General features: G+C 63.2%; 17 protein-coding genes. 7 read left to right on the top strand and 10 right to left on the bottom strand.

Going from position 1 to position 16,213, the window contains the following annotated elements:
* Both ACWTU8_RS10955 and ACWTU8_RS10960 read right to left on the bottom strand, forming a co-directional pair.
* Positions 1 to 486: an SRPBCC family protein gene (locus tag ACWTU8_RS10955; RefSeq protein ID WP_455848080.1), complete on the bottom strand. Its 486-nt coding sequence runs from the start codon at positions 484 to 486 to the stop codon at positions 1 to 3.
* A 134-nt stretch (positions 487 to 620) separates the two neighbouring features.
* Positions 621 to 869: a ParB N-terminal domain-containing protein gene (locus tag ACWTU8_RS10960; RefSeq protein ID WP_065008163.1), complete on the bottom strand. Its 249-nt coding sequence runs from the start codon at positions 867 to 869 to the stop codon at positions 621 to 623.
* Positions 870 to 1,024: 155 nt separating this feature from the next.
* Here ACWTU8_RS10960 and ACWTU8_RS10965 point away from each other — a divergent pair, with 155 nt between their 5' ends.
* From ACWTU8_RS10965 to ACWTU8_RS10985, 5 genes are read left to right on the top strand one after another with little or no spacing between them, the layout of a single operon-like run.
* Positions 1,025 to 2,665 (top strand): N,N-dimethylformamidase beta subunit family domain-containing protein, encoded by a 1,641-nt coding sequence (locus ACWTU8_RS10965; protein WP_455848081.1) that lies wholly within the window; start codon positions 1,025 to 1,027, stop codon positions 2,663 to 2,665.
* Position 2,666: 1 nt separating this feature from the next.
* Positions 2,667 to 4,046 (top strand): aminotransferase family protein, encoded by a 1,380-nt coding sequence (locus ACWTU8_RS10970; protein WP_455848082.1) that lies wholly within the window; start codon positions 2,667 to 2,669, stop codon positions 4,044 to 4,046.
* Between the two features lies 1 nt (position 4,047).
* Entirely contained in the window at positions 4,048 to 4,977 is a 930-nt protein-coding gene (locus tag ACWTU8_RS10975) for a 3-keto-5-aminohexanoate cleavage protein (protein WP_455848083.1), read from the top strand.
* Positions 4,978 to 4,989: 12 nt separating this feature from the next.
* A complete protein-coding gene (locus tag ACWTU8_RS10980) occupies positions 4,990 to 5,502 on the top strand; it encodes an N-acetyltransferase family protein (protein ID WP_455848434.1) in 513 nt (170 codons plus the stop codon).
* On the top strand, positions 5,499 to 6,530 hold the full coding sequence (locus ACWTU8_RS10985) for a histone deacetylase family protein (protein ID WP_455848084.1): 1,032 nt from the start codon (positions 5,499 to 5,501) through the stop codon (positions 6,528 to 6,530). The genes ACWTU8_RS10980 and ACWTU8_RS10985 overlap by 4 nt, the downstream gene beginning before the upstream one ends.
* Positions 6,531 to 6,537: 7 nt before the next feature.
* Here the strand turns inward: ACWTU8_RS10985 and ACWTU8_RS10990 are convergent, their stop codons facing one another.
* Positions 6,538 to 7,803: a cysteine desulfurase-like protein gene (locus ACWTU8_RS10990; protein WP_455848085.1), complete on the bottom strand. Its 1,266-nt coding sequence runs from the start codon at positions 7,801 to 7,803 to the stop codon at positions 6,538 to 6,540.
* Between the two features lie 53 nt (positions 7,804 to 7,856).
* Positions 7,857 to 8,924, bottom strand: coding sequence for an aldo/keto reductase (locus ACWTU8_RS10995; RefSeq protein WP_455848086.1), 1,068 nt, complete (start codon positions 8,922 to 8,924; stop codon positions 7,857 to 7,859).
* Positions 8,925 to 9,303: 379 nt separating this feature from the next.
* Here ACWTU8_RS10995 and ACWTU8_RS11000 point away from each other — a divergent pair, with 379 nt between their 5' ends.
* A complete protein-coding gene (locus tag ACWTU8_RS11000) occupies positions 9,304 to 9,468 on the top strand; it encodes a hypothetical protein (protein ID WP_455848087.1) in 165 nt (54 codons plus the stop codon).
* Positions 9,469 to 9,503: 35 nt separating this feature from the next.
* Here the strand turns inward: ACWTU8_RS11000 and ACWTU8_RS11005 are convergent, their stop codons facing one another.
* The gene (locus ACWTU8_RS11005) at positions 9,504 to 10,010 is read right to left on the bottom strand and encodes a DUF1993 domain-containing protein (RefSeq protein ID WP_065008156.1); all 507 of its coding nucleotides are present in this window, start codon (positions 10,008 to 10,010) and stop codon (positions 9,504 to 9,506) included.
* A gap of 122 nt (positions 10,011 to 10,132) precedes the next feature.
* Between ACWTU8_RS11005 and ACWTU8_RS11010 the strand changes: the two genes are divergently transcribed.
* Complete coding sequence (locus ACWTU8_RS11010; protein ID WP_455848088.1) at positions 10,133 to 11,182, top strand: DUF1176 domain-containing protein; 1,050 nt, start codon at positions 10,133 to 10,135, stop codon at positions 11,180 to 11,182.
* A 72-nt stretch (positions 11,183 to 11,254) separates the two neighbouring features.
* Here ACWTU8_RS11010 and ACWTU8_RS11015 read toward each other — a convergent pair whose 3' ends face one another.
* The 5 genes from ACWTU8_RS11015 to ACWTU8_RS11035 form a co-directional block, all read right to left on the bottom strand.
* Complete coding sequence (locus ACWTU8_RS11015; RefSeq protein ID WP_455848089.1) at positions 11,255 to 12,136, bottom strand: alpha/beta hydrolase; 882 nt, start codon at positions 12,134 to 12,136, stop codon at positions 11,255 to 11,257.
* A gap of 31 nt (positions 12,137 to 12,167) precedes the next feature.
* The gene (locus ACWTU8_RS11020) at positions 12,168 to 13,778 is read right to left on the bottom strand and encodes an NTP transferase domain-containing protein (RefSeq protein WP_455848090.1); all 1,611 of its coding nucleotides are present in this window, start codon (positions 13,776 to 13,778) and stop codon (positions 12,168 to 12,170) included.
* A gap of 66 nt (positions 13,779 to 13,844) precedes the next feature.
* Positions 13,845 to 14,582 carry an XdhC family protein gene (locus tag ACWTU8_RS11025; RefSeq protein ID WP_455848091.1) on the bottom strand — a complete coding sequence of 246 codons (738 nt, stop codon included), beginning with the start codon at positions 14,580 to 14,582 and terminating at the stop codon, positions 13,845 to 13,847.
* Positions 14,583 to 14,592: 10 nt separating this feature from the next.
* Positions 14,593 to 14,931: an XdhC family protein gene (locus tag ACWTU8_RS11030; RefSeq protein WP_065008152.1), complete on the bottom strand. Its 339-nt coding sequence runs from the start codon at positions 14,929 to 14,931 to the stop codon at positions 14,593 to 14,595.
* A 40-nt stretch (positions 14,932 to 14,971) separates the two neighbouring features.
* The gene (locus tag ACWTU8_RS11035; protein WP_455848092.1) at positions 14,972 to 16,210 is read right to left on the bottom strand and encodes a vWA domain-containing protein; all 1,239 of its coding nucleotides are present in this window, start codon (positions 16,208 to 16,210) and stop codon (positions 14,972 to 14,974) included.
* Positions 16,211 to 16,213: the final 3 nt, after the last annotated feature.

Genomic DNA, 16,213 nt, shown 5'->3' on the forward strand with positions numbered 1-16,213 from the left:
TCAAAGTCGCTTAGCGACTTCTTCGAGCTGGTCGGCGCACTGGCCCCAGCCCTCGTGAAAGCCCATCTTCTCGTGCTCTTCGCGGTCAGTGACGGACCAATGCGCAACCCGGGCGATGTAGCGGGTCTTGCCCTCGCCCTCGTCCTCGAGGGTCAGCACGACTGTCATGAACGGCTTTTCGGACGGCTCCCACGCCTTCGTATAGGCGTCGGTGAGAACGATCTTCTTGCCCGGCACGACTTCGAGGAAGATGCCGGGGTTCGGAAATTCATTACCATCGGGTCCCGCCATGACGACCAGGCTGGAGCCGCCGCTGCGCACATCCATTTCGGCGCGCGGCGTCGTCCACGGCTTTGGCGCGAACCATTGCGTCACGAGCTTCGGCTCGGTCCAGCAGCGATAGACGTTCTCGCGCGGCGCATCGATGATGCGGGCAAGAACCAGTTCGCGGTCGGAGCTGGGGGCGATGTCGAGCTTGGTGGTCATGATGGTCTCCTCACTTGCAAAAGAGTTGGCTTGAATGCCGGTTTCCGTCTCAAGGACGAGCGGGCAAAGCGCAGCCCGACAAGCGTCCCGCGAAAATTTCACCAGGCCGATTCCGGCGAACGCCGAAGGAGAGCTTAGTGGCGCTTGGCTTGCACCAGATAGGCGTCGATATCGGTCTCGCCGAGCCACTTCGCCGCTTCCAGCCGATGCAGGCCTTCGACCAGGACATGGCGCTTGCCGTCGTGGCGCACCTGGATCGGGGTCTTCATGCCGTTTTCCAGAATGTCTTCGGCCAGATGCCGGACGGTTTCGGGATGCAGTGTCTTCCTGCGCGCGGTCGGCACGTAGATGTCATCCACCTTGACCTTTTGCACTCTCAGCATGTCGGCTCCCGTGGCGAAAAAGGCCACCCTTTGTGATAGTCCGTTTGGAAGGCAAGGCCAAGGCCGGCTGTGAGCTATCGCTGGCCCGATCGTTTCCAATTGACGGTTGGCCGGCAGATGGTCGAAATGACGCATTCGACCCTTCACAGGCGTTCATGACGAAGCTTCCTACCGAATTCCCCGATTTCGGACTGACGCCCCACCAGCGCCGGCAAGCCGTGCGCGGCCACTATTACGAGTGGCCGGGCATTGATGGCGAACGCGGCGAGATCTGGTGCTACAGCGACCGTTTTTCATACCGCCGGCACGAGACGGTGGTGCTGCATGTCAGCTCGACGGCCTCCAGCTTCAGCATGTCGATCGTCCGCGACGGCGGCACCGAAACGAAAATGTTCGAGAAGGCTGGGATCGCGGCGCGCTGGCAGGATACACCCGACCAATGTTCGGTCGTGGGCTGCGGCTGGGGCGCTTCGTTTGAATTCCGGGTCGGCGACGACTGGCCGTCCGGAGCCTACCGCATCACGCTGACGGCGGACGGCCGCGACGGCAAGCCGATCCGCTGCCAGGATCTTTTCATCGTTAGCCCGCAGCCCGGCAAGAAACGCGGTCGTGTGCTGCAGGTTGCAGCCACCGGCACCTGGCTTGCCTACAACACGTGGGGTGGCTCCAATCATTACGAAGGCATCACCGGCCCGAACCGCGACCAGTATGCCCCAATAGTCTCGAAGCAGCGGCCATGGTGCCGCGGTTTTGTTGTTCTGCCGAACGAGGCGCCGCGCGTGCCGCTCGAGGTCGCCGTGCCGCCGAAGACCGTGCCGCGCTATCCGCATATGGAATGGGCCTTCGCCACCGGCCATTCGAAGAAATACGCCTCGTCCGGCTGGGCAAGCTATGACAGCCACTTCTTTCGTTTTGCCGAGCGTGCCGGCTATGCCGTCGACCTGGCCAGCCAGCACGAACTGCATTTCTCGCCCGAAATCCTCGACGGCTATGACTGCGTCGTCTTCGTCGGCCACGACGAATACTGGACCTGGGAGATGCGCGACACTGTCGACGCCTATGTCGAGCGCGGCGGCCATGCGGCGCGCTTCGCCGGCAATTTCATGTGGCAGACCAGGTTGGAGGACGAGGGCCGCCGGCAAATCTGTTACAAATACCGCGCCCGCGCCGAGGATCCGGCCTATCGGGGCGGCGACGTGACCCGCGCCACGAACTCCTGGGAAGCACCTGAGATTGGCCGGCCGGGCGCCTCGACTTTCGGGCTCAATGCGACTAGGGGCCTCTACGCCGGCTGGGGCGGTTGCGCGCCGCGCGGCGTGCGCGGCTTTCCGGTCTACCGGCCGGAGCATTGGGCGTTCGCCGGCACAGGCATCTACTACGGCGACCTGCTCGGCGCCGACAGCCATGTCTATGGCTATGAGGTCGACGGGCTCGACCACGAGATCCGAGGCGGACAGCCCTACCCGACGCCCAACAGCGGCGCACCGGACGGGCTCCAAATTCTCGCGGTCGGCATGGCCAGCCAGGTAGAGGAGAGCGCCAATATTCCGTTCGAAGACCAGTTCCTCGGCGACGAGGACGGACGCTTCACCGCCGAAACGCTGTTCGGCGAGGCGAGCGACGCCAATCTCGACAAGGTCAAGCGCGGCAACGGCATGATCGTCAATTTCCCGCGCGGCAAGGGCGAGGTGTTCCACGCCGGAAGCTGCGAATGGGTCGCCGGCCTGGTAAGGCAGGACCCGATGGTCGAGCTCGTCACCAAGAATGTTCTCGACCGCTATCTCGGAAAGTCCTGACATGCTGAAGTCCCAAACCCCTGCCCCGGACACCGAGACGCGCCCGCCATCGCATCTGTTCTATCTGTCCAGTCTGCGCCGGCCGCTGGTCGACCGCGCCGAAGGCATCTACATCTGGACGCAGGATGGCCGCCGCTTCATCGACGGATCGAGCGGACCGATGGTCGCCAATATCGGTCATTCCAACCGCAACGTGCTCGATGCGATGAAGCGGCAGATGGACCGCGCAACCTTCGCCTACCGGCTGCATTTCGAGAACGAGCCGGCCGAGGAGCTCGCGCGGCTATTGGCCGGAAAACTTCCCGAAGGCATGGACCGCATTTTTTTCGTCTCGGGCGGCTCGGAAGCGACGGAATCCTGCATCAAGCTCGCGCGGCAGTGGGCAGTGGCGACAGGCCAGCCCAAGCGCTGGAAGGTGATCACCCGCTTTCCCTCCTATCATGGCGGCACGCTTGGTTCGCTATCCGTCACCGGCGACGACGCCTTGGCCGAAACCTTCATACCGATGATGCAGGTCATGCCGACAGTGCCGGCGCCGGCCGCCTGGCGCGACCGCGACAATCTCTCGATGGAGCAGCGCGGCATCCGCTACGCCGACATGCTGGAGGAGAAGATCCTCGCCGAAGGGCCGGAAAGCGTGCTCGCCTTCATCATGGAGCCGGTCGGCGGCGCTGCCACCGCGGCGCTGGTCGCGCCGGACAGCTATTATCCGCGCATCCGCGAAATCTGCGACCGCTACAGCATCCTGCTCATCCATGATGAAGTGATGAGCGGTGCCGGCCGCACCGGAAAATTCCTCGGTGGCGACCATTGGAACTGCAAGCCCGACATCGTCGCGCTGTCGAAGGGGCTGGGCTCGGGCTATGCGCCGCTCGGCGCGCTGGCGGCACCGATGCGGCTGGTGCAGCCGCTGCTCGCCTCCGGCGGCTTCCAGCACGGCCATACCTATGCCGGCAATCCGCTCGCCTGCGCCGCCGGGCTCGCCGTGCTTAGCGAGATGGATCGTCTCGGCCTGATCGCCAATGCAGCTGACATGGGCGATCTTTTGATGGCCAAGCTGAAGGGGTTGGCCAAGCGGTTTCCGTTCATCGCCGACGTGCGCGGCAAGGGCCTGCTCCTAGGTGCCGAGATGGTCGCCGACCCCGATACGCTGGGGCCGATCGCACCGGCGAAGAAGGCCACCCAGCGGCTGCTCGACCTCGCCTATGAGCGCGGCCTGATCATCTATGGGCGAAAGGTCAAGGGCGGCTTCGACGGCGACAATTTCATGGTGGCACCTCCGATGATCATTACCAAGGAACAGATCGGCGAAATCGTCGCCATCATCGGCGACTCGCTGCAGGTGCTGGCCGGCGAGCTCAACCTGCCGGTGGAAGGCTGAAATGGCGCCGCGAAAAGTCATCGTCACCTGCGCCGTCACCGGGTCGGTGCACACGCCGTCAATGTCGCCGCACCTGCCGGTGACGCCGGACCAGATCGCCGCAGAGGCTATTGCCGCCGCCGAAGCCGGCGCCTCGATCTTGCATCTTCACGCCCGCGATCCCAGTGACGGGCGGCCAACCGCCGATCCTGATGTGTTCATGCAGTTCCTGCCGCGCATCAAGCAGGCGACATCAGCGGTGATCAACATCACCACCGGCGGCTCGTCGCTGATGACGCTCGACCAGCGGCTGGCCGCACCGCTCAGGGCCGAGCCCGAGATGTGCTCGCTCAATATGGGCTCGATGAATTTCGCGCTGTTCCCGATGCTCGACCGGCCAAGGGAGTGGCATCACGAGTGGGAGCCCAAGCTGCTTGAAGCGACACGTGACACGATCTTCAAGAACACCTTTGCCGACATGGAGACCGTGCTCGAAAGACTTGGAAAGGGCTGCGGCACACGTTTCGAATTCGAATGCTATGATGTCGGCCACCTCTATTCTTTAGCGCATTTTCGCGACCGGGGGCTGGTGTCAGGACCTCTGTTCATCCAGTTCGTGTTCGGCATATTGGGCGGTATCGGCGCCGATCCCGACAATTTGGTCCATATGAAGCGTATCGCCGACAAACTGTTCGGCGACAGCTATCAGTTTTCGGTGCTGGCCGCCGGCCGCCACCAGATGCCGATGATCTCGATTGCGGCAGCGATGGGCGGCAATGTCCGCATTGGGCTGGAGGATAGCCTCTACGACGGCCGCCAGCTGGCAAAGTCCAATGCCGACCAGGTGCGCCGTATCCGCAGCGTGCTCGACGGGCTGTCGCTGGACGTCGCCTCGCCCGCTGAGGCGCGTGAGATGCTGGCACTCAAGGGCGGCGACCGGGTGGCGTTCTGAGATGCGGCCGTGATCAACCCAGCGTCAAAAGACATTCGCATCCGGCCCGGCACCGTTGAGGACGTCGAAACCATCCATGCCGCGATCCTGCGGCTTGGCGCCCATATCGGCGCGCCCGAGGAAATCACTTCTACGGCCGACGACCTTCGCACCTACGGCTTTGGCGAAAACCCTGCCTTCTCGACGCTGATTGCGGAAGTCGGCGGCGAGTTCGCCGGCCTGTGCCTGCATTTCCCGATCTTCTCGACCTGGATGGGCCGGCCCGGCGTCTATGTGCAGGACCTCTATGTCGAGGACCGGTTTCGCGGCCGCAGGATCGGCGAACGCCTGCTGCGCCGTGCCGCGCGAGAATGCCGGGAGGACGGCGGCGTCTACCTCAGACTGTCCGTCGACACCGACAATGAAACCGCCAAAGCCTTTTACGAAAGACTGGGCATTGCCTGGTCGAGCTACGAGCAGGTGCAGAAGATCGCCGGCGACGCGTTCTTTGCCTTCGCCGATGCGCCGGATGAGGAGCCAAGATGAAAGCCTTTTATGCCTCGGAACAGAAGCGCCATGATCCCAAGGCATTCCTCTCCAGCGGTGCGCAGAAACCCAATCCGGAAAAGCCGGAACGCGTCGAACGGCTGCTCGCCGGCGCAAGGGCCGCCGGCTGCACGATCGAACGGCCGAGAGATCACGGGCCAGGACCGGTTGCGGCGGTGCATACGCCCGAATATCTCGATTTTCTCGAGCACATCTTTGTGCGCTGGCAGCGCATCGAAGGCGCTTCGGCGGAAGTGATCCCCAACATCCATCCGATCGCGCGGGGCGGCTCCTATCCGGCCTCAGCGGTCGGCCAGGCCGGCTATCACATGGCCGACACCGCTTGCCCGATCTCAAGCGAGACCTGGCAGAGCGCGCTGTGGAGCGCTTGGAGCGCGGTCGAGGCCGCTGAGGCCGTGATGTCAGGCGCACCGGCTGCCTATGCGCTCTGCCGTCCGCCCGGCCACCACGCCTTTGCCGATGTCGCCGGCGGCTTCTGTTTCATCAACAATTCAGCGGTCGCGGCACAGACGCTCCGCAAGAGTGCGGCGCGGGTGGCAATCCTCGACGTCGATCTGCATCACGGCAACGGCACGCAAGGCATTTTCTATGCGCGACCGGACGTGCTCACCGTCTCGCTGCATGCCGATCCGGTGCGCTTCTACCCGTTCTTCTGGGGTCATGCCGACGAACGTGGCGAAGGGGCCGGCCTCGGCTACAATTTCAACCTGCCGCTGGCGCGCAAATCCGGCGACGCCGCATTCCTCGACGCGCTGGATGTGGCTTTCCAGCGTATCCGCGCCTTTGCGCCGGAAGCGCTTGTGGTGGCGCTCGGCCTCGACGCCTTCGAAGGCGATCCGTTCGGCGGACTGTCGGTAACGACACCGGGCTTCTCGCGCATCGGCGAGGCTATCGCCGGCCTCGGCCTGCCGACGGTCATCGTGCAGGAGGGCGGCTATCTCTGCGACGAGCTCGGCGACAATCTTACTGCCTTCCTCACCGGCTTCGGCGGCAGCAAGAGGCGGTGATGTCGGATCAAGATCGCTCCTGTCGCAGCATCGCGATGACGCGATGCACGCTCTCCAGTGTCTCGTCGATTTCGGCCGCCGTATTGTAGTGGGCGATGCCGATGCGCACGACGCCCTGTTCGGGCGGAATGCCGAGCTGGTGGACGATTTCCCAGGCATAGTTGTGGCCGGACCACAGGAAGATGTTTTCCGCATTCATCTGCCGTACGATCGTCTCCGGCACGATGCCGTCGACGGTGAAGGAGACCGTCGGGACGCGCTCCCCGACACGCGCCGGATCGGTAATGCCATGGATGGTCAGGCTTGACATAGCCGACAGGCCGTCGATCAGCCTTTGCGCCAGCGGGTTCTCATAAGCTATTGATCTTTCGAAGGCCTTGGCGATCCTGGCGCGGCGCGAGCCGCCATCGCCTGCCGCCGCGCCGAGTTCCGCAAAGTAATCGACCGCGGCCGTCAGTCCGGCCATCAGCTCGATCTGCGGCGTGCCGAGTTCGAACCGCTCCGGCAGAGCATTGGACGAACAGCGGCATTTGTACGGTTTCAGTCTCTCGATGACATCAAGCCTGCCCCACAATATACCCATATGCGGCCCGAAGAATTTATAGGCCGAGCAGATCAGGAAATCACAGCCGATATCCCTGACGTCGATCAGGCCGTGCGGCGCGAACTGAACGGCGTCGACATAGACCAGGGCGCCGGCCTGCTTGGCAATGCCGGTCAGCGCCTTCGCCCGGTTAATCGAGCCGGTCAGATTGCTGGCGTAGTTCAAAGCGACGAGCCGGGTCCTGTCGGTGAGCAGCGCAGCAAGCGCCGCCTCCTCGATCTGCCAGCTCTGCTCGTCGAAAGGCAGCCAGCGCACGACAAAGCCAAGGTCTTCGGCCAGCTGCAGCCACGGCGATACGTTGCCCTCGTGATCCATGCGGGTGAGGATGATTTCGTCGCCCGGTTTCATCGTGCGACCGAGCGTGCGCGATATGTGATAGGTCAGCGTCGTCATATTGGCGCCGATGATGATTTCCTGCGGGCTTGCAGCACCCAGGAAATCGGCCATCGCCGCATGGGCGTCATCGACGATCTGTTGGGACGCGGTCGTGGTTTCGAAAAAGCCGCCGAGATTGGCGTTGGTGGTCAGCAGGCAGCGTGACACCGCGTCGGCAACCGCCTGCGGCACCTGCGTGCCGGCAGGGTTGTCGAGATAGATGCGGCGACGGCCCTTGTCGGTCAGCGACAGGGCCGGAAATTTCTCGCGCACGGCATCGATCGGAAAATCCATTTCTGCCCCTTCCCATTGTAATCATTTGATAACTTCGCTACCGGCCGTATTGCTCACGGACACGGGTTGCCGACACGCTGGTGGATTGCATCGACCGCCTTCTGCATGTCCTCGGTCCAGACGACATCGGCGCAAGACAGCGCCATTTCGAGTTGCGAAATGGTCGTCGCGCCGATGATGCTCGAGGTGACGAAAGGCCGGCTCGTGACATAGGCGTTGGCAAACAATGCCGGCTCCATGCCGAAAGAGCGCGCCAGCTCGTTGTACTCAAGCTGCGCTTCCGCGGCGTTGGGCGTCTCATAGCGCTGGCCCCGATTGAAGAGCTGCGAGCGTGAGCCTTGCGGCCGCGCGCCATGATCGTACTTGCCGGTGAGATAGCCCTGCGCCAACGGCGAATAGGGCAAAAACGAAACCTGTTCGCGCTCGCAGACTTCGGCGAGATTCACCTCGAAGCTGCGGTTGACGAGATTATAGGCGTTTTGCAGCGACACCAGGCGTGGACCGAGGCCCTTGTCAGCTTCGGCGATGAACCGCATGACGCCCCAGGAGCTCTCGTTCGACAGACCGAAATGGCGGATTTTTCCAGCCTTCACCAGTTCGTCGAAGACGGCGAGTGTCTCGGTGATCGGCGTCTCGCCAGCCTGTGCGCCGACGGAATCGGCTCGCAGCGGCACGGCACCGACGCGGTTCGGGTTGGCGCCCCAAGGCACGTCCCGCTCCGGCCAATGGATCTGATAGAGATCGAAATAATCGGTGTTGAGCCTGGTCAGCGACTTTTCGACGGCATCGAAGATGTCGGCGCGCACCAGCTTCGACGGGCGCCCGCCGCGGAACCATGCATTTGCGGTGCGGCCAACCACTTTCGAGGCGAGGATCACTCGATCGCGATTGCGCTTCGCTTTCAACCAGCTGCCGATGATCTTCTCGGTCCAGCCCTGCGTCTCCGCCTTGGGCGGGATCGGGTAGAGCTCGGCAGTGTCGATGAAGTTGACGCCGCGCGAAAAGGCCAGGTCCATCTGGGCGTGGCCATCCGCTTCGGTGTTCTGCTGGCCCCAGGTCATCGAACCCAAGCAGATCTGGGAAACAAGAAGATCGGTCCGACCGAGGCGGCGTTTGTGCATGGAACTTTCTCCGGCGGGAAATTCTTAGCGCTGCTGCGCGGGGAGGAAGCCGCAGCATACAGGAAGGCGCGGGCTGTCTCCAAGCCCGCCGCAAATCGGCTAGCACTTTTCCGCGAGATCCAGTGAACGCAAGGCGCAAGTAGGTAAAAAGCCGGACTGGATTTTCATCCAGTCCGGAATTCCGCCAGGAATGGCGAGGAAAAACCGGCCCTGTGCCGGCATTCAGCTATACGGTCAGCCCGCGCCGGGAGTTTCACCGCCGAAGTCGATTGTGGTCAAGAAATTCGGTGCGGCATAGCTGCCATGCAAATGCTGCACTGCACAATTGTCATGAGTTGACTATATTTGGGACTCGGGAGGACCAACCAGGGCTTGAATCATGGGTTTCCTCACTGAAATGTTCGCCCGTCCGCGTCCGCAGGAACATCTGCGCTACCGCGCGGCGCTGGCGCTGCTTCATTCGATGAGCAATGCCGACCGTGCGGATATCGGCACCAAACCAGCCGACTTCCCGCGCGTCGCCCGCGAAATGTCCTCACGCTAGTCAGGTCGCACGACATTCCGGCTCACCGCCATTCTTCAACGCGACCCCATGAAAGTCGCCTTGCTTAACGGCACGCCATTGTGGCGCAGGATGTCGTAGGCGGTGGTCACGTGGAAATAAAAATTGGGCATGGCGAGATGCAGCAGATACTGCATGCCCGTCATCGAGAATTCGCGCTGGCCAAGCTTCAACTCGAGCACCCTGTCATCCGAGCCGTCCATATCGGCAGCCGAGAATGTCGCCAGATGGTCGACGGTCTTGGCGATGCGCGCCTGGAGATCGGCAAAGCTCGCCTCGTTGTCTTCGTATTTGGGCACCTCGCGACCGGCAAGCCGCGATGGCGCGCCCTTGGCGTGATCGGTGGCGATCTGTACCTGCCTGGTCAACGCATACATGTCCGGCGCCAGCCTCGACGTCAAAAACACCTGCGGGTCGATCTTGCGGTCAAGCGCATTCTGCTCGGCGATATCCAGCACGTTGGATAGCGCCTTCAACCTGGCCGAAAACACCGGCACGGCCGCTTCGTACATCGATATGGTCACGTGATTCTCCTATCCGGCGGGACGCCGACGGCGGGACCTAACGCCTCCGCGGGCGATTCTTCAAGCGTCACCACGTCGCCGCAATCGGTATGATAGGATTTCGCATCAGGTGGAGATTCCCGATGAGAAGCGCCCTTTTCGCAGCGACCGCCATTTTCTCCTTTACCGTGTCAGGCCAGCCAGTGCTCGCCGCCGATGCGCCCTATGTCGACGACAGGTCGGACGCCGAAGCGGTCATCCGCTCGCTCTATAGCGCCATCAACCGGCAAGAATTCGCGCGCGCCTGGGATTATTTCGGCGACACCAAGCCGGCCAAGGATTTCGACGCCTTCGTAAAGGGCTATGACGGCACCAACGCCGTCGAAGTCAAAACCGGTGCCGTGTCCGAAGACGGTGCTGCCGGCAGCATCTACTACAGCGTTCCGGTCGCCATCCGGGCGACAGCTAAGGACGGCAGCGAAAATGTCTTTGCCGGCTGCTACACGCTGCGCCAGGTCAACGCCTCGATCCAGGAACCGCCATTTCGCCCGATCTTCATCGACAAGGGCGCGCTGAAACCGGCGAAGGCCGATTTCGAGAATGCTGTGCCGGAAAGCTGCGGCGACGGACCGCCGCCGCCGAAGAAGGATGCGGCGCTGGAGCAGGCCAAGGAGGCGTTTGCGGCCACCTATGGCGAACAATGCGACAAGGAGATGCCTGGCGGCGAGCCTTTGGGAGAGCCGGACGCCTACTCCCTCCGCTACAAGGATGCGGGCGCCGCGGCCGACGAGCCCGAACGCGAGACGCGGCTGTTCCGATTCTTCTGCTCCATGGCTGCCTACAATGAGAGTGCCGTCTACTATGTCTACGACGAGGTATCCGGCGTCCGGCAGCTGCAGTTCGCCTCGCCGGAACTCGATATCCACTATGAGAACAACGATAGCGAAGGCAGGGTCGAGGCGATGAACGTCACCGGCTTCCAGACCGACGATCAGTTGGTCAATTCCGAATTTGACGACGCCACCAAGACGATCTCGTCCCTCAACAAGTGGCGCGGCGTCGGCGATGCCTCATCAGCCGGGACATATCTTTTTCGCAACGGCAATTTCTCGCTGGTGCAGTACGATGTCGACGCCTCCTACGACGGCGAGATCAACCCGCAGACGGTGGTGGACTACAACACCGCGCCTTGAAAGCGCGCTTCAAGTTTTTTCTTGATGCATGTCGTTGTCCCAAAACCGCTACACACTTTTGGGCGACATGCATTAGGGCGCCTTCGACAGCATCCAATTGAGCGTGCCGCGCCAGTCGGTCATGCGGATCGGCGTGCCGTGCGTGCCGGTCTCGAAACGAACAAAGCGGGCCGGATAGGTTTTCGATTTGGCCAGGATCGAACGGAAGAAGGCTTCCTGTTTTGCCACCGGAAATACCGGATCCTTGCTGCCGTGGCCGAAGAAGACCGGGACACGGCGCCTAAATCCCGGGCTCGAGAAGAAACTTTCATCCCACAGCGAACCGAGCAGCAGCAACCCGTCGATGCGGCCGCCCATATCCTTGCGGGCAGCAAGCTTCCAGCACAGTGCGCCGCCCATCGAGCCGCAGGCAACGAAGATCTTCGCGCCCGGCGACTGCTGGGCATAATGGCCGATCAGCGCGGCGATCTGGGCCGCCCCGGTGTCGCCGAAATCGGAAAAGTCCGGCGACAGATAGAGGCCGCCATTGCCGGCCATCAGGTTCTTGATGCGGTTGAAATTGCCGCCGAAGGTGAAGTCGTCGACGCCCTGCTTGCGGCTGCCGCCCTGCCCGTGCAGATAGAGCACTATGATGGCAGCACCTTGCGTGCGGCCGACGCCGACGTGGCGGATATTTCCGGCATCGGTCTTCAGCGACAGATCCCGCTGCACGTTACGCACACCGGTGTCGACATACTGCGCCTGCGCGCGGCGCTCCGGCACTTTGTCGCGGGCGTTGATATCGCGCAGCTCGCGATAGTCGACGACTGTATACGCGCCGTTGTTCTTGGATGAGAGCGTGCCCGGATAGGCAAACAGATCATCCTTGAAGGGCTTTAGCGGCAGCGTTTGGCCATGCGCCAAACCCGAAAACAAAAGAAACGTCGAGATCAGAAGGGGTAAACGGAAAGCCATGCCAAAGGCATCGTTTTTCGGCTTCGGTTTGTCAATCCTGCAGCACGCCGCCGGCGCCTTCCAGCGCCTCGCGGGTGTCGACGTCTATCGAAGCCGCCTTGCCGATCTCGACATCGACAACATCGAGCCCCTCGGCCTCGACCAGATGGCGCGCGCCGGTATCGCCTTCGAGATGAGCTATCGCCGCAAACAGCGAGCGCGGCAGCAGCACCGGGTTACCTCGCTTACCCTCATGCGAGGCGCGTACGACCGATTGGCCCTCGGACTTGCGGAATGCGTCAATCAGCCTGTCGACGTCGGCCGACGAGACGCCAGGCATGTCGCCGAGCATGATCATGGCGCCGGCGGCATCGCCGGCAACCCGGGCGATGCCGGCCTTCAGGGACGAAGACAGGCCCTCGGTGAAATCCGGATTATCGGCGAAGGTCACATCCAGGCCCGACAATGCGGCGTGTACGCGTTCGCGCTGATGGCCGGTGACAACGATGATGCCCGAAGCTTTCGAACCGAGCGCGCGCTCGGCGGTGCGGCGCACCAGCGGCTTGGCGTCGAACAGCGCCAGCAGCTTGTTCGGGCCGCCCATGCGGCTGGAGCGACCGGCGGCCAGCAGCACGACATCGACTTTCAACTCGGCCCTGGCCGGCAACGGCTCGCGCGGCTGCGGCCGCGTCGGGATTTCCATCAACAGACCGCCGACACCCATGCCGGCAATATCCTTGGCCGTCACGTCGAGACCGGCAATCAACCTGTCGAGAACCCAGTCGAAGCCGTTCTCCTTGGGGCTGCGGGCGCAGCCGGGCGCACCGATGACGTGCTTGCCGCCAAGTGTGCCGAGCACCAGCAGATTACCGGGATCGACCGGCATGCCGGCGCGGATGATGATGCCGCCGGCCTTCTCGATCGCCGCCGGGACGACGTCGCCAAAATCGCTCATCGCCGAAGCGCCGAAGATCACCACCATGTCGTTGTCGCGCGCCAGCGAGGCCGCAGCTTCCGCAACGGGACCAACTTCATGCGGCGTGCGGCGCTCCGCCGTCAGCCGGCCGCCTGAGCGCGCCAGGCGGGCTTCGGTGACACGCAACGTCTTGTCGAGCACGTTCGGCTTGATACCGGGCAGAACCGTCTGGATGACGCCGACACGCACCGGCTGATAGGCATTCACGGCGAAGATCTCGCTGCCGGCGCAGATCCTTGCCACCGCATCGACCAGCACGGAGTCGACCGCGAAGGGAATGATCTTCACGGTCGCCACCATCTGGCCCTTTTCGACCGGTGCGTGCTGCGCCAGCGTGGCGATGGTGATGGTCGGGTCGACGGCGTTTATGGCGTCGATCATCGCCGCGTCGACAGTGAAGATGCCGCCCGCCTCGGCGTGCAGGTTGACCCGGCCGGTCGCGGCGGGCTTGGCCTCGATGTTGCGATGGATCATGCTTTCGGCGATCTTTTCGGCGGCAGCGTCCTCGCTCAAATCGTCGGGAGCAAGAACAGCCGCGACAACCTCCGAAATCCCTGCCGCCTTGAGCAAAGATACATCATCGGCGCTCAGCCGATGCGCCTTGCGGAAGCGCCGTTCTCCGACCGTGGTGGCATGCGCCAGCACCGCGCCCTCGGCCGTGTCGATCGGGATCGGGCCGAATTTCACGCCGCCGCGTCCGTAGAGCGCCGCGCGTCCTCTTGGACGCGCAAAGGACGCTCTACTACTTTGAATCTACGCATTGTGCTTCTCCAAAATCGATTCCGATCTTTGGGCCGATGCGGAGGCTTCGAGGCCACGCGAGCGAAAGGCCTGGATCGCCTGCGCCAGCACCGCGACGGCGATCTCGGCCGGGCTCGCTGCGCCGATGTCGAGGCCGATCGGCGCGTGAATGCGGGCGATCTGGTCGGCGGTCGCGCCCAATGCCAGCAGGCGCTCGACGCGCTTCGCATGGGTCTTGCGGCTGCCGAGCGCCCCGACATAGAAGCAGTTGGCGTCGAGCGCCGCCTTCAGCGCGAAGTCATCGATCTTCGGGTCATGGGTGACGGCTGCCAACGCCGTATAGCTGTCGAGCGGCTGGCGCTTCAAAACATCCTCGGGCCATTCGGCATGCAGCGCGACATCGGGAAAGCGGTCTGCGGTGGCAAACGCCGTGCGCGGATCGACGATCTCGACGGGAAAGCCGGCGATCTTGGCCATCGGCGCCAGTGCCTGGCTGATATGAACGGCGCCGATCACCAACAGGCGCGGCTGCGGCAGATAGGCGTTGAGGAAGAAAGTTCGGCCCTCCGCCTCGACCGACCCGGAACTGCCTGATCGAAACGCCTTGGAGATCGCAGCGCCCAGATCGCCGGCGACCTGGTCGCCCTCGCGCACGATGCGGTCGCGGCCGTCGCCTAGATCGGTGACCAGGATCGCCGCGCGGCGGGCGCGGCGTTCGGCGTTCAGCGTCTTCAGCGCATAAGGATCCATCGTGCCCGGCCTAACCCAACCGCTCGACATAGACTTTGATGCGGCCTCCGCAGGACAAGCCAACCTGCCAGGCGGTCTCATCGGCGACACCGAACTCCAGCATCTTTGCCTTGCCGCTGTCGATGACATCGATTGCCTCGGTGACCACCGCGCCTTCGACGCAGCCGCCAGAGACGGAGCCGTGGAAGTTGCCTTCCGCGTCGATGACAAGATGGCTGCCGACCGGACGCGGCGCCGAGCCCCAGGTCTCGACCACGGTGGCAATGGCGACATCCTTGCCGTCCTTCATCCAGCCTTCGGCGATGATCAGCGGATCGCGCGCCTCATCGAGATAGATACTGTTTTCCATCACCGTTGCTCCCGGAGAAAACATATGGCTATGCGGCGCTTCACGCGCCACCTTCAATCCATCTGCGTGGGTCGACCAAGCGCGCCGAATTCTTGTCCAGCGACTCGCAGAGATCAGCGAGCGCATCGAGATTGTGTACCGAGCGGAACTCGTCGACATGCGGCAGCATCGCCTTGACACCGCGGGCACGGGCCTCGAAACCGTCGAAGCGCAGCAGCGGGTTCAGCCAGATCAACCGCCGGCAGGATTTGTGCAGGCGCTCCATTTCCTCCGACAGGCCGGCGATGTCGTCGCGCTCCAGCCCGTCGGTGATCAGCAGCACCACCGCGCCCTGGCCCAGCACGCGCCGCGACCACAGCCGGTTGAATTCCGCCAGCGTATCGCCGATGCGGGTGCCGCCCGACCAGTCCATCACCGCAGCCGAGCAATCGGCGAGTGCTGCGTCAGGATCGCGATGGCGCATCTGCCGCGTCAGATTTGTCAGCCTGGTGCCGAAGACAAAGGCATGCACGCGTCGGCGCTTTTCGGTCAGCGCATGCAGGAAATGCAGAAAGATGCGCGTGTACTGGCTCATCGAACCGGAAATATCGGCAAGCACGACCAGCGGCGGGTGAACCTCGCGCGGTGACCGGAATCTTGGCAGGATCAGTTCGCCGCCTGTCCGCGCGGCCGAGCGCATCATGGCGCGCGGATCGATACGTCGGCCATGCGCGTCGGATTTGAAACGCCGTGTCCTGACCATGTCGAAGGGCAGCCGCAACGCGGTGATCGCCTTCTTGGCGTCGGCCATCTCGGCGGCGTTCATCTGGGCAAAGTCCTTGCCCCTCAGCACCTCGTTGCCGGAACATGTGAAGCGGGCATCGACCTCGATCTCGGGGATTTCTTGCGCCGGCTGGTTCTTCTGGTGGCCCTCGAACATTGCCTGGCTGACGCGGTTTTCCGCAGCACGCGGCTTCTGCTTCTCTCTGATATCAGGCGCCACCGGAGAAAAAATCGCCAGCATCTTTTCGATCAGCTCGTGCGATTTCCAGAACAGCCGGAACGTCTCGTCAAAGGTTGGGTGGTCCTCGTGCCGCGAGACGAGGACAGCGTGCAGCGTCCAGTAGAAATCGTCGCGGGAACCGATGCCGGCGGCCAGCACCGCCTCGATCGCGTCCTTGACCGAGGCCGGGCCGACCCGCATGCCGGCCTTGCGCAAGGTGCGGGCGAAATACACGATGTTGTCGGCGATCCGCCCGTCCGGCGTGGCCTCTTTCGGTTCGCGACGCGGCGTTGCCATCGC

It is taken from the genome of Mesorhizobium sp. BHbdii, assembly GCF_053848045.1.